The organism is Pseudomonas sp. Z3-6, assembly GCF_051131985.1.
Taxonomy (GTDB): domain Bacteria; phylum Pseudomonadota; class Gammaproteobacteria; order Pseudomonadales; family Pseudomonadaceae; genus Aquipseudomonas; species Aquipseudomonas zanjanensis.
Genome location: NZ_CP071644.1, coordinates 6468104 through 6486433 on the forward strand (window position 1 = coordinate 6468104; position 18330 = coordinate 6486433).

An 18330-nucleotide genomic window follows, 5' to 3' on the forward strand; every position below is an offset into this window, starting at 1 on the left:
CCGCTATCCCTGGTCAAGGAGACTGATGATGTCATTGAAGAAAATCGCTGTTACCGCCGCCCTGTTGCTCAGCGCCATGCCGACCCTCAGCCAGGCCCGTGATACCACGCTTTACCTGCCTTTCGACAAAGTCGTCAACGAAGCCATCCGCACCGGCAAGATCGACCGCAGCGTGAAGTTTTACCTGGCGGGCGACGAGCCTCAGGGCAAAGTCAGCGTGCTCAGCGCAGGCGAGGTCACCAATAAAAAAACCAATGCCTTCAACAAATCCGACGTAGAAGCCTGCGAATGGGTAGTGCAATCGGCGCTGATCAGCCTGCACCAAGCCGCCAAGGCCGCGGGCGCCAACGCCGTTATCAACATCGTCAGCTTCTACAAGCGCAACGAACGCCGGGATGCCACCACCTATGAATGCCACGCCGGCGCGATCATGGCCGGTGTTGCGTTGAAAGGGGATCTGGCGAAGGTGCAATAAAAAGCGCCTGGAGCTGTGTAGGAGCGGTAGGAGCTGACGAGTGCAACGAGGCTGCGATCTTTCCTCAGATATTTAGTCCCAAAAAGATCGCGGCCTTCGGCAGCTCCAAGGCCGATAGCGGTGGGGCAGCGCCGATGAGGCTGATGTGCCGCCGTCATCGCGAGCAAGCTCAGCTCCCACAGGGTTCATTGGTACACCCAAACATTGCCGACACCCCAGATCCACTGTGGGAGCGAGCCTGCTCGCGAAAGCGGTGGGTCAGCACCGGTAATGTTGGCTATACAGCCATCATCGCGAGCAAGCTCAGCTCCCACAGGGTTCATTGGCACCCCCAAACATTGCCGACACCCCAGATCCACTGTGGGAGCGAGCCTGCTCGCGATAGCGGTGGGTCAGCACCGGTGATGTTGGCTGTACAGCCATCATCGCGAACAAGCTCAGCTCCCACAGGATCTGGCCCTGACACCGCCCTTGTGGCGAGGGAGCTTGCTCCCGCTGGGCTGCGCAGCAGCCCCAAACCACCGCAAGAAATCAAATACCGCAAGCGCATCCCAGGACGCCAAAAAGCAAAACTCGGAAAACGGAGCACCACATTTCCGAACCTTCCCACACCAAACCCCTTGAACTTCGCGCTACGGTCACATCCCAACCAAAAGCCGGGAATTCCAAGGATGAATGAAGTGACCAAGAAAGCCGTGATCGTTTTCAGCGGCGGCCAGGACTCCACCACCTGCCTGATCCACGCGTTACCGAAGTACGACGAAATCCACTGCATCACTTTTGACTATGGGCAACGCCATCGAGCAGAAATCGAAGTGGCGAGAGACCTCGCCCAGCACTTTGGCGTTGCGGCCCATAAGGTACTGGACACGACCTTATTGAACGAGCTGGCTGTCAGCAGTTTGACCCGGGATAACATTCCCGTCCCGTCGGCGAACAGCGCCAAAAATGGCCCACCCAATACATTCGTGCCGGGCCGCAATATTTTGTTTTTGACGTTGGCGTCTATTTACGCTTATCAGGTGGGGGCTGAAACGGTGATTACTGGCGTGTGCGAAACGGATTTTTCGGGATATCCGGACTGTCGGGACAGTTTCGTCAAAGCCATGAACACCGCCATTGAATCCGGCATGGATTACAAACTGCGCATCGAGACACCGTTGATGTGGCTGAATAAAGCCGAGACGTGGGCGCTGGCGGATTACCACAATCAACTGGAGTTGATCATGAACTGCACCCTGACTTGTTATAACGGAATAGTGGGGAATGGATGTGAGGATTGTGATGCCTGCAGTCTTCGCGCAAAAGGGCTGAATGAATTCTTGGAAAATCGCAAAAAAATCACAGGCACATTTAAAAGCAAGCTAGGGTTATAAACTTAGAAGAGCCTGCGGCTATCTACCGATAGCCGCCCTGCTCAGGCAGGTTGAGCGCCGACAACGTATTTCTTGAATAGCGACCTTGCTGCATAAGCGGGGAAAATATTAAAAATGGCAAAACACATCTTTATAGCTATTTGCACATAGACTATCTTCAGTATTTCGTCATTCGCCAGCGCCCCATAAAATGCAATAAAGCAAAAAAGAAAACTGTCTATGATTACCGCAAAACAGGTGCTAAGCAGCACCCGCAAAAACAGATACCTTGAGTTAGTCAACTCTTTTATCTTACTTAACAAATATGAATTGATGTATTCAGAAAACAAAAATGAGATAGATGAAGCAACGAGCGCCGACAACACATGATCTATGACTTTTTCATAAGGGGCCTCAAGGTGCCAACCTGCCAAACCCGGAAGCCAGCTAGTAAAACTCAGCAATACTAGAATGAAGGCGTTGCTCGCGAAAGCAAAGTATATAGCTTTCCTGGCAAGCCTGAGACCGTAAGACTCATTTAATATATCAACCACAAGAAATGTCAACGGATAAAGAAACACTCCAGGAGTTACCACTATATCCAAAGCCTCTATATACACCAACTTGGCCGCAGCAACGTTGGTAAAAACGTATAACGCAAACAGCGCTAGATTCAGAACAACATAAGTCATCCATGAACGCTCGTGACGATCATTAACGTCATACACCGTCAACGTATTCTCTCCCGAATAAAACTTTCTATACACCTCCTTCACTTCCACCTTACTTAAATCATCTACAATTTCACTTTTCAACAAATCGGCCAGCTTTACCTTTAAAACTCTGCCGGTCGAAACGACCATTATGACAGCAAGATTTTTATTTTTCTCGAAGCCCAGCAGCTTATATTTGCCATTCTCGACATCCTTGTTATAGACCATTGAATCGCTCCTCGATTATGCTTCCAACAATCAAATCAGTATCATTTTCATGGTAGTTCTCCCTAACCACAAAAAGCCTTTTTGTCTCCTTATTACAAACCAAGGTCTCCCCTTCGCCATTCAGCTCTCCCTTCTTTACTATCAGTAGATCTCCTAAATCGTACATCCCGTCGATGTCTGCTTCAAGACGCACACCAATCAAATTGCTGGCTGCACCAAAGTAATAGGTCAAAGGAAAAATGGTGACCAACTCGCCAATCCTTTTACTCATGACCTGCACTAACTGATTTTGTTTAATTACCGGAACCGCTGCCGGATTCATATTTCCGTATAAAGAAACGGTACTCTCTATTACTTCCCTACCCTCCAAATCAATAGTCTCGATCTCTTTGTAAGACACGCCAAAGAAATCAGATATTTTCCGAATGGTAGATTGCTGTACGTTAATCACCCTGCCTTCTAGAATATTATATATGGTGGTCCTGGTCAGCCCACTGGCATTGCATAAAGAGATCCGCGTCTCACCGCGACTTTTCATGAGGTACCTAATATTATTTTTTAGATTTTCTGTTCTCGCTCTTTTATACATACGCCCTTCACCATCTTCATACTATTGCGACAAGCACAGCTCCACAAATGTGCTCAGATAGGCACTTTACGGAAGCGGCATCTTACACACCTTGACTTCCAGAAAAAACAAACAGAACACAAAAACATCTCTGCGGGTTCGTTGAGAGCATGTGCAACAACCACAGCAGGGATATTTCCTACAAACAAGAATAATCTTTCTTACAGAAACATTAACCTTTTTAGAAAATCATCCTCACCCACCTGAAACGATCAAAAAATGCAAAATTAAACAGCCTGTAAGAATCATTTATTTACACAGATGTTCAATATTATGATTAATAAAATTGAATTTTCTGGTAATAAATAGACCGGACCGTCACCCCCAACGTATGGCTATCACCCTCCCTGTATGACGCGGGGTTGGCGCCTTCTTAAGTATTGCAAGGAGCTGCAAATGAAAAAGGTCACCTTAGTCGCCCCGCCCCTCGAAGACGCTGCTACCGAACACCTCACTCCCATCAGCCGCCACAATCAGGAGCAACCTGAGCACGTCAGCCACGTCTTCACCATCCTCCCCAACGTCGACACCCAATCCCTGCTCTGCCACGCCAGCGAAACCCTCGCCTCGCTGAACGTCATGTCCACCGACCTCGCCGGCGAACTGCAAGGCGCACAACGCAGCATGGCAATGGCCCTGCAACAACTGACAGAGCTGGGCGAGTTGCTGGTCAATCGTGCTTTGGAGAACCTGGAGCCACCCGTAGGCTTGCCGGACGCTTCGTTAAACACTCAACGTTAACTCTCTTGAACCCACGAAGGTTTTGCCATGGAAAGATACAGGCCTGTCACCGGCATCGACTGCACCATCGCCTCGTTATTGATCGACACCGAAGCGCCCCTGGATGTCTTGCATGAAACCGCGACCGATCGCATACGCGCCGCCACTCAACTCCTTGAAAACCTAGCGTTCGAAGAGGGTGCCTACAGTGAATTGGCTCGCGTGCTGGTGATTTCTTTGCGTGAGGGTTGCGATTTGCTGGATGTCGTCGGCCGACGTCTGCAGACGCAGACAACTTGAAAAGAAAAGGCGCCTTACGGCGCCCTTCGAAACATCAGCTCTTAACTCATAACTTCCTCTGATTCATTTTTTCCGTCTCATTTGAACTTGATCAGCAGGGCCACAACAGCCATCCCAGTGAAGGAAATAATCGTCACCGTCACCTTGACGATCAAAAGACGCTTCAAATAAGGCGGGAAACTCTCGATATCGGCAGGATCCACATCGCCAATGCGGATATATGCCCTTGGCCATACCACCATACCGGCAATTGAAATGATCAATACGCACCCTCCAAACCAGCCTCGCCCCCGCCATGCGGGGCCCCATAGATATATGTAGCGGCTGTTTTTCAAGGCCTCCATCATCGCATCCAGATGTCGGTGACTTAGGTATAAGCTAAATATGATACCGACAAACGCTAGCAGGAATGGACTAATCACAATCCAGAAAGCTAGCCAAGATTTCCAGAACTCAGCAGCTATCACGGCAAAGTCTTTTCATACAATATTTCACCTCCTATTTCACCTCCCTTACTACCAATCGTTGTCCCCACCCATGCACCAGTCCCTATCACTGCGGCAACACAAAAAACGCCCCCAATCCCTGTTGAAACACCAAGCGCCAGGCAGATCGGCCCGCTTGCTAATTTGCCTATCTCTCCACCCGCCATACCACCAAGGGTTGAACCTCCGAATTTCCCCCCTTCAGTAAACCTGACCCGCTCGCAAGCCTCCCCTGATCCCCCGTTACAAACCTCTTGAAGCGCCAGTAACGAAGACACCCCGCCAATCCCAATACCGATGTACCCGCCTGACTTCATGTACTTCGCAGCCCGGCTGGTCGCCTCCACATGCGTGGCATACCCCGGTATCTGCCCCGGTGTTCCGGCCTTGTTCCAGTGGTGCACTAGACTGCGGCTCGAAATGCCGAGGGCGGTTTTCAGTTTGGGATGGTCGCCCAGCGTCGTATGGCCGCGCAGGCGGGTGGAGTTCAGCAGGTGGGCATCCAGTTGAGCGAGCAGTAGCTTGCGCTCGGCGAAGAATTGCGGCGATCTAAGATGGCCGTATTGACGAAAGCTGTTCTGGTGCAAGCGTTCCATGGCCTGGAGCGTATCGCGCAGGTTGCTCAGGTGTTTCTCCATCATCACCGCGCTGACGCCCAACCAAGTCGAGGTCTGGCCGGTGAAACTGGCGATCTCAGCCGCGTGGCGATGCATGAAGTCGGCTTGCTCGGCGGTCAGGTCGTCAAGGGCGGCATTCACCGTTTCCGCCGCCGCCATCACCTGCGCCTCTTCGCGGGTGCATTGATAGTTGTTCGGATCGCTCAGCACGATCATCGAACCGGCCTTGACCACATCGCGATAAGGATTGAGTGCGCGGAATTTGCGCATCACTTGCGGATCGGGTGCGGGAAAAAGGGTGGCTTCCAGTGCTTCACGGGTCACGCTTTTGGGCACGATATAGAAGCCCGGCTCCTGCGGTTCAACGCGGGTGAATGCCTCGAATGTTGGGTTGCTTGAAGGGGGGACGCCCGATTGGCGCGACGTAGCGAGAGCGCCGGTAGCAGGCTGTAAAACCGGTTCAGCGGCTCGGCTGGCTTGCGGTGCAGCGTCGGCGTTTCTGTAGGTGGCCGAGTGCAGCGATGGAATCAACTGAGCATTACAAGGGCAACTGCTGACGCTGTCCAACGTGCCAGCGTTACGCCGGCCATTGCTGGTCATGCCCGAGATGCCGCCCACAATCTGATAAGTCTTTCCGTCCTTGCCACAAGAAACCGGATCACCTTCACGGGCACGGGCGATACCATTCATTCTGTTGTGCGCATCCCCATCCATGACTTGGCCGCCACAGGTGGTTTGGTCGCCCAGTCCAATGTAACACCCCCTGTTCATTGGGCTTTCTCCTTTGCGTCACCTGCATGCAAGCGATGAACCTCCGCCAACCTAAGCGCAGGCAAAAAATCCTCCGCCATCGGTACGCCTTCACGCACGATGATCATGAAACGTTTCTGAAGCGTATTGATGATCTCGTCGCCATTGCTCAGGCGGCTGCCGACCAGTGCAATGTCGCTATTGTTTTTCCCGGCGCCGGTGATGATCCGTGCCGTGCTGCCATCGGCGTACACCACCTCATCGCCTTTCTGCGCGGCGCGTACCTTCCAGCCATTGTCCAAGGTGAACGTCAACGACGATGACACTTGCTGGATCGTTCCGCCGTCACGCGTCTGGCTTCCCTCGGTGGCCACTCGGTAGATGGCGATTGGCGGATGAGCTTCGACAAAGGCTTTTTGTCGACTCACGAATGCCGCGACGTCTTCGCCGTAACCCTCAAGTAGCCGGGGCTCCAAGTACAAGTCATCCAGATGACGAAGTGCTTCATGGGAGATTTCGTTGGTGTAGGGGGCATCCAAAGATGAGTGCATTTCCAGGGACCTCATTCATGGGCTTCAGGCTGCATCCCTTGCACTGGAAAGGAGCGCTGAGCCGGCGGCTTCGGAATGGTGAATAAGACGTTGTAGCGCGGGCGAGTCGCAACCCCTGCGGAGTGGTCTGCGCAACGAATCGGAAGCGTCGTAACTGGAAATGCGCGCTTTCCTACAGCCGAAGGTATTCGACACAGCTTTTCGTCCCGCCCCGCTCCTGCTGATACCAATCGAAGCTGCACTCTTTGCCGCTTGTCGGAACTGTCAACTCTGACAGTTTCGATGGACTTCCCCATGGCTTCAGGCTTTTAGCGGTTATCCAGGTCAACACTCGCTAAAACTGTTCGACCTTAATGAGCTGCAATTCGCATCTCAAGAAAATTAACTTGGCTCCAAACATGGATGAAAAATTGATCAATACAATCGCCTGGTCGGGCCGCGCAGCCATGTCTTCCAAACACGCAACAGCGTCTTCGGCGGAACCAAACAGCGTCGTTGTCGATGGCGCGACATTTACCCATGCCTATGTGTCCGTGAACGGTATTCGCCTCCACTACCTCATGGGCGGTGATGGGACGCGCCCGATATTGTTGGTGCATGGGTTCCCGGGCAGTTGGCGGAGCTGGGAGCCATTGATGGGCGCATTGGTGCATGCCGGCTTTACCCCCATCGTTCCTGATTATCGCGGCGCTGGCGAAACGGGTATTTCAGTCGGTGGCTACGACAAAAAAAGCATGGCCCATGATCTGCACGAACTGGTCACCCTCTTGAACATCAAGCGAGTCGATATCATTGGCCATGACATAGGCTTGATCATTGCCTACGCCTACGGGGCGCTTTATCCGGATGAAACCGGGCACATCGTATTAATGGATGGTTTTATTCCTGGCATTCCCGGGTGGGAGTCTGCCTACAACGGGATTTCCACAGCCGGCATTGCCAGTAAATGGCACTTTCGCTTCTTTGGTAAAGCGGCCCTCGCCCTGATTGAAGGGCAGGAGAAAACCTACCTGGACATGTTCTTCGATGACTTCGCACTCGCGCGCAACGCTAAAGTCAGTAACGAGGTGCGACAGGCGTTGGTGCGAGACTACTCCAGGCCTGGACGCATGGAAGCGGCCTTCAAGCTCTATTCCGCCTGGATAGAGCATGATGCGAACGACAACGTGGAATTTGCCAAGCATAAATTGACTGTTCCGCTACTCACCATCGGCGGCGACCACTCGAGAGGAAAAACCTTGGCCGAGCAGGCCCTGTGCATTGCGACACAACCGCACTCATTGATATTGGTCAATACCGGCCATTGGGTGCTGGAGGAGCAAACGCAAGCGACCAGTGAGGCAATCCTGGCGCTCCTCACAATAAAAAAATGACAAGTGCGCCCACTATCAAATCAACAAGCCTGCGACTGTCTGGAGGATGACCGAAAGAGAAAGCTCCCCAGGTTCATGATGGAGTCATGAACGAGGAAGGCGCCTTTCGGCGCCCTCTCAAACAGCACGAATCAAGACAGCCGGGTTATTGCGCTTGAATCAACTTGCTTTCCGCCACGCCGGCACGGCCGGTTTTATCATCGACGACCTGCAGGTTGTTACGAGCCTTGATGAAACCCACTTTCACTTCCTGCCAGACGAAATAGTTCTTGCCGGCCTCTGCGCTGAGCTTGAGCTCTGAATCGTTTTCCGCAGATGAGACCAGCGTCTGCTGGCCAGCCGGTACCGTTAGCATCAAGTACGACTTGGCAACGGTCTGTCCGACGGCTTTGCCGTTGAGTGTTACCGGCATTTTTACCCCGGCACCCATGCTCTCGTTGCGGTAAACGTAGATATTCGCTTTGTCAGGGACAGTCTGGAAGGTTTTCGCCTGCGCATCCTGGGTGTCATCCGCCATTTTTACCGAAGCACACCCTGTGGTCAGCGCGGCGACTGCCAGCAAGGCGGTAAAGGTCAACTGCTTGAACATCCTGTTTCTCCATGATTGGGTTGGTCGAACAATTGAATATCGGCCGAGACGTTGGAAAACTAAAGCAATCTTCATATGCCGGCCAAGGGTGGATGCTGCCATGGCGCCTGGCAACAGCAAGCCTCAAGCCCAGACAGGTAACGCCACCCCATCGGTCAACAACGCCACAAACGCCGCCGCCATCGGCGAACGCTGGTCCTTGCGTTGCACGAGCCACACCGCCGACACCGCCGCCGGGTCGAGTAGCGGGCGATAAACCACCCCATCGATACGCATCCGCTGGTAGGACGCCGGCAATACCGAAACGCCCAGCCCCGCCGCGACCAAGCCAATGATGGTCATGGCTTCACCGGCTTCCTGGGCGAAATGCGGGCTGAAACCGGCGTCGCGGGCCAGGCTCAGGAGTTGAGCGTAGAGGCCGCTGCCGTAGCTGCGGGGGAAAAATACAAACGGTTCCTGGGCCAAGGCCGAGAGGAACAGACCATCGTCATTGCCTTGGGCCAAGGGATGCTTGGCGCTGAGCACGGCCACCAGCGGTTCGCGGCTGAGTTCGATTTCCGTCAAGGTGTCGGGCAGGGGCAGCGGGCGCATGATGCCCACCTCGATCACTTCATCGAGCAGTGCGTCGGCGACTTGGGTACTGCTCATTTCCCGCAGGTTCAGGTGCACCGCCGGGAAGCGTTGACGGAATGAAAAAATCGCCTGGGGGATGGTGGAATTGAACGGTGCCGAAGAGGTGAAGCCTATTTTCAGTTCGCCCAGCTCCCCCAGTTGGGCACGGCGGGCTACGTCGGCGGCCTTTTCGACTTGGGCCAGTACCCGTCGCGCCTCCTCGAGGAACAACCGCCCGGCCTCGCTCAATTCGACCCGACGATTGGTACGCTCGAACAACCGCGCACCAATCTCCTGCTCGAGCGCCTGGATCTGTTGGCTCAACGGCGGTTGGGAGATACCCAGGGCAAGCGCGGCCCGGCCAAAATGCAGTTCTTCGGCCACAGCGATGAAGTAACGCAGGTGACGCAGTTCCATGGGCCATCCAATAGGTCGTTTAACGACTTAAACAGGTCGAACAATATATTGGATAGAAACATTAGCCGGCTATATGCTTTTTTTCATTGCCTGCCTGATCGTGCTCTTGCGAGGTCCACCGTGAAAACTGCTGTCGCTCCACTGGCCCACGAAATTCCGCCGCGTGCGCAGGACGACCTCGCCGCCGAACTCAAGGACATCTACATCGAAAAGGGCACGCCGTTGTTCATGCGCACGGTGCTGGCGCTGTTCTGCGGTGGCTTTGCGACCTTCGCCCTGTTGTATTGCGTGCAGCCGATGATGCCGCTGCTGTCCAGGGAGTTTTCCATCAACGCGGCGCAGAGCAGCCTGGTCTTGTCGGTGGCGACCGGCCTGCTCGCCATCGGCCTGTTGATCACCGGTCCGATTTCCGACCGCATCGGCCGCAAATCGGTGATGGTCACGGCGCTGTTCGCCGCGTCGCTGTGCACGATTGCCAGCGCGATGATGCCGACCTGGGACGGTGTACTGCTGCTACGCGCCTTGGTCGGGCTGTCGTTGAGCGGGTTGGCGGCGGTGGCGATGACTTACCTGAGCGAGGAAATCCACCCCAAGCACATTGGCTTGGCGATGGGGTTGTACATCGCCGGCAACGCCATCGGCGGCATGTGCGGACGCCTGATCGCCGGGGTCTTGATCGATTTTGTCAGTTGGCACACCGCGATGCTGGTGGTAGGTGGCCTGGCGCTGATTGCGGCGGCGGTGTTCTGGAGGATTCTTCCCGAGTCACGCAACTTCCGTCCCCGTTCCCTGCACCCGCGCAGTCTGTTGGACGGTTTCACCCTGCACTTTCGCGATGCCGGGTTGCCGCTGTTGTTTCTCGAAGCGTTCGTGCTGATGGGCGCATTCGTGACGCTGTTCAACTACATCGGCTATCGCCTGCTGGCCGAGCCTTATCATCTGGATCAGGCCTTCGTCGGGTTGCTGTCGGTGGTGTACCTGTCGGGTATCTACAGCTCGGCAAAAGTCGGCGCACTGGCGGACAAGCTCGGTCGGCGCAAAATGCTCTGGGCGACCATCGCGCTGATGCTCGCTGGCCTCTTGCTGACCATGGCCACGCCGCTGTGGCTGGTCATCCTGGGCATGCTGGTGTTCACCTTCGGTTTCTTCGGCGCCCATTCGGTGGCCAGCAGTTGGATCGGCCGCCGCGCTCTCAAGGCCAAGGGCCAGGCCTCGTCGCTTTATCTGTTCAGCTATTACGCCGGGTCCAGCGTTGCAGGGACGGCGGGCGGCGTGGCCTGGCACCTGGGCGGCTGGAACGGGATCGGTTTGTTCATTGGTGGCTTGCTGGTGATTGCGTTGTGCGTGGCGGTGAAGCTGGCGAAATTGCCGTTGTTGCCGGGGAATGTGCAGGTCTAGCCATTGCTATCCACCTCCGGGACAGCGTGGCTACTGTGTGGCGAGGGAGCTTGCTCCCGCTGGGTGGCGCAGCCGCCCCAAAAACAGACACCGCGGTGCAACAGGTAAGCCCTGCAGACCGCTCTTCGGCTGCTGCGCAGCCGAGCGGGAGCAAGCTCCCTCGCCACAGAAGCTCATATTCTTGATCAAAAGTTGTTGTGCAATCAGTCGGTCATTGACGCAACACCACCCGCGCGCCCAACACACCATTCTCCACTTCCAAGGTCAGCGACCGAAGCCCCGCGCCCTCCCGCTCTTGTTGATCCAACCACTGGAGCAACGCACTCGCGTCACCACTGGCGGTGAGTCGCAACGAGTCGCCATCGACTTCCATTTCCGCTATGTCCAACCCCGCCGCCGTCGCACTCTCGTTGACGCGCACCGACAAGGGCCGGGTGCCGGCCGTTGTTTCCCGGCTGGGTTCGGCGCGCTGGATCCGGGCGCTCAGTTCGGCTTGTTGGCGATGCTGTCGTTCGGCAACTTCCAGTCGTTGCCGGGTCGGTTGCCAAATCGCGGTGTAGGCCAGCGTCACCGACAACAATCCGGCAAGCCCCAGCAACAAACCTTGCTCTCGGCGCGACAGGTTTCCCCAGGCCTGTTTCAAGACCCGCCATCCACCGATGTTCATCAACGGCTCTCCAGTGTAAGGATGGCCTGCACGCGGTTGTTTTGCTTGCTGGCGCTGCCCAGGGAGACGGGCAATCCGTTTTGCTGTCCGCGTTCACGCAGTTGTTCAAGCTCGACAAAACTGTTCGCCGTCAGCTGGAATTTCCAGCCTTCGCCTTCGCGAAAATCGATGCGCTGCACCTCAACGGTGCTGGCACCGATGACCTGCTCGGTCAGACGGGTCAGATGCGCAACCTGAGTGTCCGGACCTGGCCCACGCCGGCTCTGCAATGCCTGGAACTGCGCCGCCAGGTCGACGATCCGCTCCTGCTCCGGATGCAACGACCTGAATCGCTGTTCGCTTTGGACGTACAGACGCCGGGTTTCACTTTCAAGAAAGCCTATGCGCGCTTCACTGAAGGTCCAGGTGAGCATCAACGCGCCTAGCGCAGCCACCGAGGTGCCCCGCCACGGCAGCGGTTGGCGGCGCCGACGGAACTCGCCTTGCAACAGGTCAATGGGATGTCCGCCCGTGCTCAACAGCCACTCATCGATGCCTTGGCAGTCACGGTCCTCGTCCAGCCAGTGCATCTCCTCAGGCAAGCCAGGCTTGAGCGTTGCCAAGCCTTGTACCGACAACGACAACCGCGCCGACAGTCCTCCACCCAACAGCCAGCGCCCGAACCAGCGCACCCCAAACGCCTGGTCATCAGCAATCAGATCAGCATCGACATGCACCGCACGGGTATCGATGCCTTGTTCGGCAAGCAGCGCCAACAGCGCCTGGAACCGCGCCCGCGCCGTCACCATCAGCGGATAGCGGTGCTGACGGTCCCGCGGGCCGATGCTGATGTGCAGCGCCTCCAGGTTTTCACTCAGTTGCTCTTCGATGGCGAACGCCAGGGCCTGGGGCCGAGGGTGGCGTCGAGACGGCCATGGATCGCTGCGCAACCAGCTGCACATTTCCATCGGCAATAGCACGTCGACGGGCCGGCCGTTCAACTCGCCGGCCGCCTCGTGCAACGGCAGGCGACGACGCTCGCCGGTGGGCGACCACACGCAGCACGGCCAGTTGGCGCAAGGCGCGTCCAGCCCTTCGGCGGTCAGGTAAAGCCAGGCTTTCATCAAGGAAACTCGCTGGGGTTGAAGGGTAAGAAACGACGCTGACGAACCGTCCAGCGTCCACTAACAGAATCGCGCTCGATATCCGAGGTCAGGCGCAGACGGCTGTCGGCATGGATCACGCTCACAGTGATTCGAAACCAGCGGCTGCCCACGCCCAACCCACGGCTGTTGAGGCCGACTCCGGACAGCAACGGGTCGTTGGTAAACGCCTGCACGCTGGCGTATGGCGCGTGACGACGCTGGTTGACCAATGCCTGGGTGGGCCCGGCTTCCATCCCATCGAGGGTCATCAGCACACGCTGCGAGGCGGTATTGATGTTCAGCCGCGCGTCCTTGGGCAGCAACACCACCCAGGGCTCCAGGCGCCGCAGCGTCTGGCCGTCGACGCCCGGCAGCAGACGCAATTGACTCAACTCCTGAACCGGCCCGACCTGGGGCAACGTCAGTGGCGGCAGATCCAGCAAGGCCAGCAGGCGACTCCAGCGATCAAGGCTGACCTGATCGATTTGCCCCAGCGCCAGCAACGTGTTGAGATTCAGGCGCCCGGACAAATCCTCGATAGCGATGCGCAGCTCGGCGCCATCCACCTCCAACACGGGCTCGAGCCGAGCCCAATCCTGGCTCAGGTCAACGGGCCCGGACGACGTGATCCCACTGCCTTCCAACACCACCCGCGCCCAGTCTTCACCCGCCAACCCTAGTTGCCGCAACTGGACCTGTTGCAGTTGCTGCGCACTGCTGTGCAACAACAGGCGATGGCTGCGCAACAGGCCACCGACCAGCAGCAAGGCCAGGCTCAGCACCAGCAGCACGCTGATCAGCGCCACGCCGCGTTGGCGCTTCATGGCAGCGCCTCTGGCAACAGCAACACTCGACGGACCTGCTCGAAACGCCCCGCCGACACGATCAATTCCAGCGCCAGCGGCGCGCTGCCCCTCGCGGTTTCGCGGTGCCAGCCCCGCTGGCGATCGAATGCGCGCCAGCTCAGGCTGTGGACGTCGTCGAGCAGTTTCTGCCGCTGCGCAAGCGTCGTGCCTTCACCGACACTCTCGCGCCATAACGCACCGCCCTGGAGCTGATAGCTCACCGCTTGCCGTTCGCTGCGCGGCTGGTCCAATGGATTGCGCCAATGGCTGCGCTGCAACCGCAAGTGCCCCGGCGCGAGCACGACCGAGTCGACAACCGCCTGCCACACATCCCGTTCGATCACGCCGACAGCACGCTGCAAGGCCCGGATGTCGCGCTCATGCTGACCGGCTCCCTGCTGGGTCCGCACCACGCCATCGAACAGCCGCCAACTGGCCAGGCCGAGCAAGGCAAAAATGGCGATGGCGATGACCAGCTCCAACAAGGTGAAACCCGACTGCTTATTCATGATGGCCTCGGATCCACCCAATGGTGCGGTGCGCGACGGTCGCGCTATCGCCGCGGCTAACCTGGATCTCGACCTGCAACAGCCGCCCATCACGGGCCGGGGCAATCCGCTGTTGCAAGACCCAATCGCGGCGATCAAGGTACCGGCTCAGTCGCTGTTGTCCGGGCGCCGTGATAACTTGCAGGCGCAGTTCGCTCAACTGATTGTCCGCCAGCCAGGCGCCGAACAGACGGTCCTCCAGGCTAGCGCTTTGCTTGAGCACGAACTGGCTGGCCGAAAGCACGGCCGCCGCCAGCGTCGCGAAAATCGCCAGGGCAATCATGACTTCCAACAGCGTGAAACCCTGGCAACCGGCGGCCTGCCTGCGCGCGTTACTCATCGATCAGCAGCTCCGCCAGACCATCACTCGAGACCCGGGCAATCGCCTGCCCAGCGACTTTGATCAGCAGCCTGAACGGGCTGATCTCGTCACTGCTGAGCATCAGCAATTGCGGCGGGCCTTGAACGTCGTCGAGGCGCAGGACATGACCCTCCTGCTCCAGCCCGAGCGTCAGGCCCTCGGGCAATCGATGCAACGCCGATACCGCCGTCCAGTCCTGGGCTTCGAGCCGCAACGCCTGATAACCGTCGGGCTGCACACGCACCCCGTATTCCTGCCCGTCCAATACCGCCCGCTCGCGCAACTGCTGCACTACTGCGGCAAATTCCCAGGCCTGCTGCCGGGCTTCACGCGCCGGGCTCGGTCCCGTGGCGAAGCGGACCATGCCCGCCAGGACGCCGATCAAGACGATGACGACCATCAGCTCCAGCAAGGTGAAACCCCGGCAACGATGCTGCATGTTCACTCGACCCAATTGCCGATGTCGGCCGCCATCCCTTCACCACCCGACACGCCATCGGCGCCCAGGGAATAGAGGTCATAGCCGCCATCGAGGGATTTGTGCCCGGGATTGAGGTACTGGTAGGGCGTGCTCCAGGGATCGACCGGCAGGCTTTTCAGATAACCTTGAGGGTTCCAGCTCCTCGCCACGGGCGTGCCGGACGGGCGCTTGCTCAACGCCTCCAGGCCTTGTTGGGTCGAGGGGTAATGGAAGTTGTCGAGACGGTACATTTCCAGGGCCGTGGCGATTGCCTGGATGTCGGTACGGGCGGCTGTCACCTTGGCCTGGTCGGGGCGGCTCATGACCTGCGGCACCACGATGGCGCCCAGCACGCCAATGATGACCACCACCACCATGATTTCGATCAGGGTGAAGCCGCGTTGTGGATGACGGGCGGATCGGTTGCTTTGGAGTTTCATCGGTCAATTCACCAATTGGTTGAGACTAAGGATCGGTAGGAGAATGGCCATGACAATCAGCAGCACGACGCCGCCCATCAACACCAACATGGCCGGTTCGAATAGGCTCACCACCAGCGCAATACGCGCCGCGAGGCTGGCTTCCTGTTGTTCGGCGGCCCGGGCGAGCATGTTGTCGAGTTCGCCGGCCCGCTCACCGCTGGCGATCATGTGCAGCATCAACGGCGGGATATCGCCGCCCTGCTCCAGGCCACGCGTAAGCGTCCCGCCTTCGCGGACCGAACGGGCGACGTCGGCCATGCGGGCGCGGATCGTCAGGTTGCCGATCACCTGCGCGGCGATGTGCAAGGCATCCACTAAAGGCACGGCGCTTTTGCTCAGGATCGCCAGGGTGCTGGCGAATCGGGCCGCTTCCATCGCCCGCAGCACTTCGCCCAACACCGGCAGCCGCAGCAACACACGGTGCCAGCGCAGGCGCCACGCCGGTTGGCGCAGGCTCCAACGCCACAGCCCGAGCAGCCCGGCCAGCGCACCGAGCATCAACAGGCCATAGCGGCGCAAGCCATCGCTTACGGCGATCAGCGCCTGGGTCAGCCAAGGCAATGGCTGGCCGCTGTCGATGAAAATCTTCACCACATCTGGCACCACGTAGCCCAGCAGGAAGCCAACAATCGCGACACAGGCCAGCATCAGGATCAGTGGATACACCAACGCCAGTTGAATGCGCTGGCGCGATGCCTGCCGCGCTTGGGTGTAGCTCGCCAGCTGCTCCAACACTTGCCCCAGGTGCCCGGATTGCTCGCCCGCCGCGACCGTGGCGCAGAACAGCTCGGGGAAGGCCTGGGGAAAGCCCCTCAGGGCCGTCGCCAATGCGTGGCCTTCCATCACCCGGCTGCGCACCGCCGCCAGCAGGTGGGCGACGCGGCGCTTCTGGCTCTGTTGCGCCACCGCTCCCAGGGATTCTTCGAGGGGCAGGCCGGCCTGGATCAACGTGGACAACTGCAACGTCAGCAATGCCAGATCCGCCGGGCTCAAACGCGCTCCGGCATGCCGCCCGCCCAAGGTTCGCGGTTCCTTGGCTTCAGCCAGTTCGCTGGGCAGCAAGCCGCGCTCGCGCAGCAACTGGCGAGCATGGCGCGGGCTGTCGGCTTCCACACGGCCCTTGCAGCGGCGGCCCTGGGCGTCTTCGGCCCGATAGTCGAAGGTCGGCATGGTGCTAATCCTCCTGGGTGATACGCAGCAGTTCGTCGACGCTGCTCAGGCCTTCCAGCACCCGCTGGCGACCGTCCTGGAACAGGCTGCGGGAGGTCTTGCGCGCCTCGGCGGCCAGCACATGCTCGGTGGCGCCCTGATGAATCAGTTGCGACAGGGCGGCGCTGACATTGACCAGCTCATAGATCCCGAAGCGCCCGCGGTAGCCTTTCTGGCAGTGCTCGCAGCCCCGGGCCTTGAACAACCGGGGCGCGGCAGTGGCGTCGAGGCCCAGGCGCCGGCAGGTGGCGGCGTCCGCCACATAGGGCGTCTTGCAGGACGGGCACAGACGACGCAGTAAACGCTGGGCGACGATGCCAGCCAGGGACGACGCCAGTAGATAGGCATCCACGCCCATGTCCACCAGCCGCGTGACCGCGCCGACGGCGGTGTTGGTGTGCAGGGTCGAGAGCACCAGGTGCCCGGTCAGCGACGCCTGGACGGCGATTTCGGCGGTCTCGCGGTCGCGTATTTCGCCGACCATCACCACGTCCGGGTCCTGGCGCAAAATGGCCCGCAAACCGCGAGCGAAGGTCATGTCGACTTTCGGGTTGACCGGCATCTGGCCGATGCCCGGCAAGTGATATTCGATGGGGTCTTCGACGGTGAGGATGTTGCGGCTCTGGTCATTGATGCTGCTCAGCGCCGCGTACAGGCTGGTGGTTTTCCCCGACCCCGTGGGCCCGGTGACCAGCACGATGCCGTGGGGCTTGCCGAGCAACTGGCGCAGACTCGCCAAGGTGTCGTCGGGCAGGCCCAGGCGCTGCAGCTCCAGGCGCCCGGCCTGCTTGTCGAGCAGGCGCAACACCACGCGCTCGCCATGGGCCGAAGGCAGGGTCGAGACCCGCACATCGACCTCGTGCCCGGCCAGGCGCAACGCCATTCGCCCATCCTGGGGCACGCGTTTTTCGGCGATGTCCAGACGCGCCATGACCTTGATTCGCGACACCAGCAGGTTCGCCAGTTCCCGGCGTGGCCGGAGCATTTCCTGCAACTGACCGTCGATGCGCATGCGCACCGACAGGTACTGTTCGAACGTTTCCAGGTGCACATCCGAGGCGTGTTCGCGGACGGCCTCGCTGAGCAGCGCATTGATCAGCCGGATGATCGGCGCATCGCCCTGCTGCTCCAGCAGGTCGGTGGTCTGCGGCATCTGGTCGGCCAGGCTGAGCAGGTCCAGTTCCTCGTCCAGGCCTTGGGCGACCTGTTCGGCGGCGCTCTGGCCCTGGCGATAGACGCTGGCCAGGCGCGCAGCGAACTGTGCCGGCTCCAGTATCTGGATCGGCAAGTCCCGCCCGCACAGACGCTGCACTTCGGCCACGGTGGTGAGCGGTGTATCGCGGCGCATGACCAGGCTCAACGTCGGCCCCGCGCCTTCCAGCATCACGCCCAGGCGCCTGGCGAAACCAAAGGGCAACGGGGC

The 18330-nt window shown here is 58.5% G+C and carries 22 protein-coding genes; 6 read left to right on the forward strand and 16 right to left on the reverse strand.

The window, feature by feature from the left end; translation table 11 throughout:
• Positions 1-28 precede the first annotated feature (28 nt).
• Positions 29-475: an excinuclease gene (locus J3P88_RS27935; protein WP_250962275.1), complete on the forward strand. Its 447-nt coding sequence runs from the start codon at positions 29-31 to the stop codon at positions 473-475.
• A gap of 680 nt (positions 476-1155) precedes the next feature.
• Positions 1156-1851 carry a 7-cyano-7-deazaguanine synthase QueC gene (queC, locus tag J3P88_RS27940; protein WP_434576634.1) on the forward strand — a complete coding sequence of 232 codons (696 nt, stop codon included), beginning with the start codon at positions 1156-1158 and terminating at the stop codon, positions 1849-1851.
• A gap of 41 nt (positions 1852-1892) precedes the next feature.
• Here queC and J3P88_RS27945 read toward each other — a convergent pair whose 3' ends face one another.
• On the reverse strand, positions 1893-2771 hold the full coding sequence (locus J3P88_RS27945) for a queuosine precursor transporter (protein ID WP_434572841.1): 879 nt from the start codon (positions 2769-2771) through the stop codon (positions 1893-1895).
• A complete protein-coding gene (locus tag J3P88_RS27950) occupies positions 2761-3360 on the reverse strand; it encodes a helix-turn-helix transcriptional regulator (protein ID WP_434572843.1) in 600 nt (199 codons plus the stop codon). The genes J3P88_RS27945 and J3P88_RS27950 overlap by 11 nt, the downstream gene beginning before the upstream one ends.
• Before the next feature lie 435 nt (positions 3361-3795).
• Between J3P88_RS27950 and J3P88_RS27955 the strand changes: the two genes are divergently transcribed.
• Positions 3796-4140, forward strand: a complete 345-nt coding sequence (locus J3P88_RS27955; protein WP_434572845.1) for a DUF6124 family protein — start codon at positions 3796-3798, stop codon at positions 4138-4140.
• A gap of 27 nt (positions 4141-4167) precedes the next feature.
• Positions 4168-4419: a hypothetical protein gene (locus tag J3P88_RS27960; protein ID WP_434572847.1), complete on the forward strand. Its 252-nt coding sequence runs from the start codon at positions 4168-4170 to the stop codon at positions 4417-4419.
• Between the two features lie 77 nt (positions 4420-4496).
• Here the strand turns inward: J3P88_RS27960 and J3P88_RS27965 are convergent, their stop codons facing one another.
• From J3P88_RS27965 to J3P88_RS27975, 3 genes are all read right to left on the reverse strand, one after another.
• On the reverse strand, positions 4497-4682 hold the full coding sequence (locus J3P88_RS27965; RefSeq protein WP_434572849.1) for a hypothetical protein: 186 nt from the start codon (positions 4680-4682) through the stop codon (positions 4497-4499).
• A 200-nt stretch (positions 4683-4882) separates the two neighbouring features.
• A complete protein-coding gene (locus tag J3P88_RS27970) occupies positions 4883-6211 on the reverse strand; it encodes a PAAR domain-containing protein (RefSeq protein WP_434572851.1) in 1329 nt (442 codons plus the stop codon).
• A 77-nt stretch (positions 6212-6288) separates the two neighbouring features.
• A complete protein-coding gene (locus tag J3P88_RS27975) occupies positions 6289-6822 on the reverse strand; it encodes a hypothetical protein (protein WP_434572852.1) in 534 nt (177 codons plus the stop codon).
• A 398-nt stretch (positions 6823-7220) separates the two neighbouring features.
• Here J3P88_RS27975 and J3P88_RS27980 point away from each other — a divergent pair, with 398 nt between their 5' ends.
• Entirely contained in the window at positions 7221-8195 is a 975-nt protein-coding gene (locus J3P88_RS27980; RefSeq protein ID WP_434572854.1) for an alpha/beta fold hydrolase, read from the forward strand.
• 145 nt (positions 8196-8340) lie between these two features.
• Here the strand turns inward: J3P88_RS27980 and J3P88_RS27985 are convergent, their stop codons facing one another.
• Together J3P88_RS27985 and J3P88_RS27990 are read right to left on the reverse strand one after the other, a co-directional pair.
• On the reverse strand, positions 8341-8784 hold the full coding sequence (locus J3P88_RS27985; RefSeq protein ID WP_186706062.1) for a DUF2846 domain-containing protein: 444 nt from the start codon (positions 8782-8784) through the stop codon (positions 8341-8343).
• Between the two features lie 123 nt (positions 8785-8907).
• On the reverse strand, positions 8908-9813 hold the full coding sequence (locus tag J3P88_RS27990; RefSeq protein WP_434572856.1) for a LysR substrate-binding domain-containing protein: 906 nt from the start codon (positions 9811-9813) through the stop codon (positions 8908-8910).
• 141 nt (positions 9814-9954) lie between these two features.
• On the opposite strand from J3P88_RS27990, the gene J3P88_RS27995 reads away from it, so the two are divergent.
• On the forward strand, positions 9955-11211 hold the full coding sequence (locus tag J3P88_RS27995) for an MFS transporter (protein WP_434576636.1): 1257 nt from the start codon (positions 9955-9957) through the stop codon (positions 11209-11211).
• Between the two features lie 211 nt (positions 11212-11422).
• Here J3P88_RS27995 and gspM read toward each other — a convergent pair whose 3' ends face one another.
• From gspM to gspE, 9 genes are read right to left on the reverse strand one after another with little or no spacing between them, the layout of a single operon-like run.
• Positions 11423-11878, reverse strand: a complete 456-nt coding sequence (gene gspM / locus J3P88_RS28000; protein WP_434572857.1) for a type II secretion system protein GspM — start codon at positions 11876-11878, stop codon at positions 11423-11425.
• Positions 11878-12981 carry a type II secretion system protein GspL gene (gspL, locus tag J3P88_RS28005; RefSeq protein WP_434572859.1) on the reverse strand — a complete coding sequence of 368 codons (1104 nt, stop codon included), beginning with the start codon at positions 12979-12981 and terminating at the stop codon, positions 11878-11880. Before gspL ends, gspM begins: the two co-directional genes overlap by 1 nt.
• A complete protein-coding gene (locus J3P88_RS28010; RefSeq protein WP_434572861.1) occupies positions 12981-13826 on the reverse strand; it encodes a type II secretion system protein GspK in 846 nt (281 codons plus the stop codon). Before J3P88_RS28010 ends, gspL begins: the two co-directional genes overlap by 1 nt.
• Positions 13823-14356 carry a type II secretion system protein GspJ gene (locus tag J3P88_RS28015; protein ID WP_434572863.1) on the reverse strand — a complete coding sequence of 178 codons (534 nt, stop codon included), beginning with the start codon at positions 14354-14356 and terminating at the stop codon, positions 13823-13825. The genes J3P88_RS28010 and J3P88_RS28015 overlap by 4 nt, the downstream gene beginning before the upstream one ends.
• Complete coding sequence (gspI, locus tag J3P88_RS28020; RefSeq protein ID WP_434572865.1) at positions 14349-14735, reverse strand: type II secretion system minor pseudopilin GspI; 387 nt, start codon at positions 14733-14735, stop codon at positions 14349-14351. Before gspI ends, J3P88_RS28015 begins: the two co-directional genes overlap by 8 nt.
• On the reverse strand, positions 14728-15195 hold the full coding sequence (gene gspH / locus J3P88_RS28025) for a type II secretion system minor pseudopilin GspH (RefSeq protein WP_434572867.1): 468 nt from the start codon (positions 15193-15195) through the stop codon (positions 14728-14730). Before gspH ends, gspI begins: the two co-directional genes overlap by 8 nt.
• Before the next feature lie 2 nt (positions 15196-15197).
• Positions 15198-15656, reverse strand: coding sequence for a type II secretion system major pseudopilin GspG (gspG, locus tag J3P88_RS28030; RefSeq protein WP_434572869.1), 459 nt, complete (start codon positions 15654-15656; stop codon positions 15198-15200).
• A gap of 3 nt (positions 15657-15659) precedes the next feature.
• Positions 15660-16868: a type II secretion system inner membrane protein GspF gene (gene gspF, locus J3P88_RS28035; RefSeq protein ID WP_434572871.1), complete on the reverse strand. Its 1209-nt coding sequence runs from the start codon at positions 16866-16868 to the stop codon at positions 15660-15662.
• Between the two features lie 4 nt (positions 16869-16872).
• Positions 16873-18291: a type II secretion system ATPase GspE gene (gspE, locus tag J3P88_RS28040; RefSeq protein ID WP_434576637.1), complete on the reverse strand. Its 1419-nt coding sequence runs from the start codon at positions 18289-18291 to the stop codon at positions 16873-16875.
• Positions 18292-18330: the final 39 nt, after the last annotated feature.

Coding starts and splice junctions, on each gene's coding strand:
- J3P88_RS27935 (WP_250962275.1), top strand. CDS start 29: ATGTCATTGAAGAAAATCGCTGTTACCGCCGCCCTGTTGCTCAGCGCC.
- J3P88_RS27945 (WP_434572841.1), bottom strand. CDS start 2,771: ATGGTCTATAACAAGGATGTCGAGAATGGCAAATATAAGCTGCTGGGC.
- J3P88_RS27950 (WP_434572843.1), bottom strand. CDS start 3,360: ATGTATAAAAGAGCGAGAACAGAAAATCTAAAAAATAATATTAGGTAC.
- J3P88_RS27955 (WP_434572845.1), top strand. CDS start 3,796: ATGAAAAAGGTCACCTTAGTCGCCCCGCCCCTCGAAGACGCTGCTACC.
- J3P88_RS27960 (WP_434572847.1), top strand. CDS start 4,168: ATGGAAAGATACAGGCCTGTCACCGGCATCGACTGCACCATCGCCTCG.
- J3P88_RS27970 (WP_434572851.1), bottom strand. CDS start 6,211: ATGAATGGTATCGCCCGTGCCCGTGAAGGTGATCCGGTTTCTTGTGGC.
- J3P88_RS27975 (WP_434572852.1), bottom strand. CDS start 6,822: ATGCACTCATCTTTGGATGCCCCCTACACCAACGAAATCTCCCATGAA.
- J3P88_RS27980 (WP_434572854.1), top strand. CDS start 7,221: ATGGATGAAAAATTGATCAATACAATCGCCTGGTCGGGCCGCGCAGCC.
- J3P88_RS27985 (WP_186706062.1), bottom strand. CDS start 8,784: ATGTTCAAGCAGTTGACCTTTACCGCCTTGCTGGCAGTCGCCGCGCTG.
- J3P88_RS27990 (WP_434572856.1), bottom strand. CDS start 9,813: ATGGAACTGCGTCACCTGCGTTACTTCATCGCTGTGGCCGAAGAACTG.
- gspM (WP_434572857.1), bottom strand. CDS start 11,878: ATGAACATCGGTGGATGGCGGGTCTTGAAACAGGCCTGGGGAAACCTG.
- gspL (WP_434572859.1), bottom strand. CDS start 12,981: ATGAAAGCCTGGCTTTACCTGACCGCCGAAGGGCTGGACGCGCCTTGC.
- J3P88_RS28010 (WP_434572861.1), bottom strand. CDS start 13,826: ATGAAGCGCCAACGCGGCGTGGCGCTGATCAGCGTGCTGCTGGTGCTG.
- J3P88_RS28015 (WP_434572863.1), bottom strand. CDS start 14,356: ATGAATAAGCAGTCGGGTTTCACCTTGTTGGAGCTGGTCATCGCCATC.
- gspI (WP_434572865.1), bottom strand. CDS start 14,735: ATGAGTAACGCGCGCAGGCAGGCCGCCGGTTGCCAGGGTTTCACGCTG.
- gspH (WP_434572867.1), bottom strand. CDS start 15,195: ATGCAGCATCGTTGCCGGGGTTTCACCTTGCTGGAGCTGATGGTCGTC.
- gspG (WP_434572869.1), bottom strand. CDS start 15,656: ATGAAACTCCAAAGCAACCGATCCGCCCGTCATCCACAACGCGGCTTC.
- gspF (WP_434572871.1), bottom strand. CDS start 16,868: ATGCCGACCTTCGACTATCGGGCCGAAGACGCCCAGGGCCGCCGCTGC.
- gspE (WP_434576637.1), bottom strand. CDS start 18,291: ATGCTGGAAGGCGCGGGGCCGACGTTGAGCCTGGTCATGCGCCGCGAT.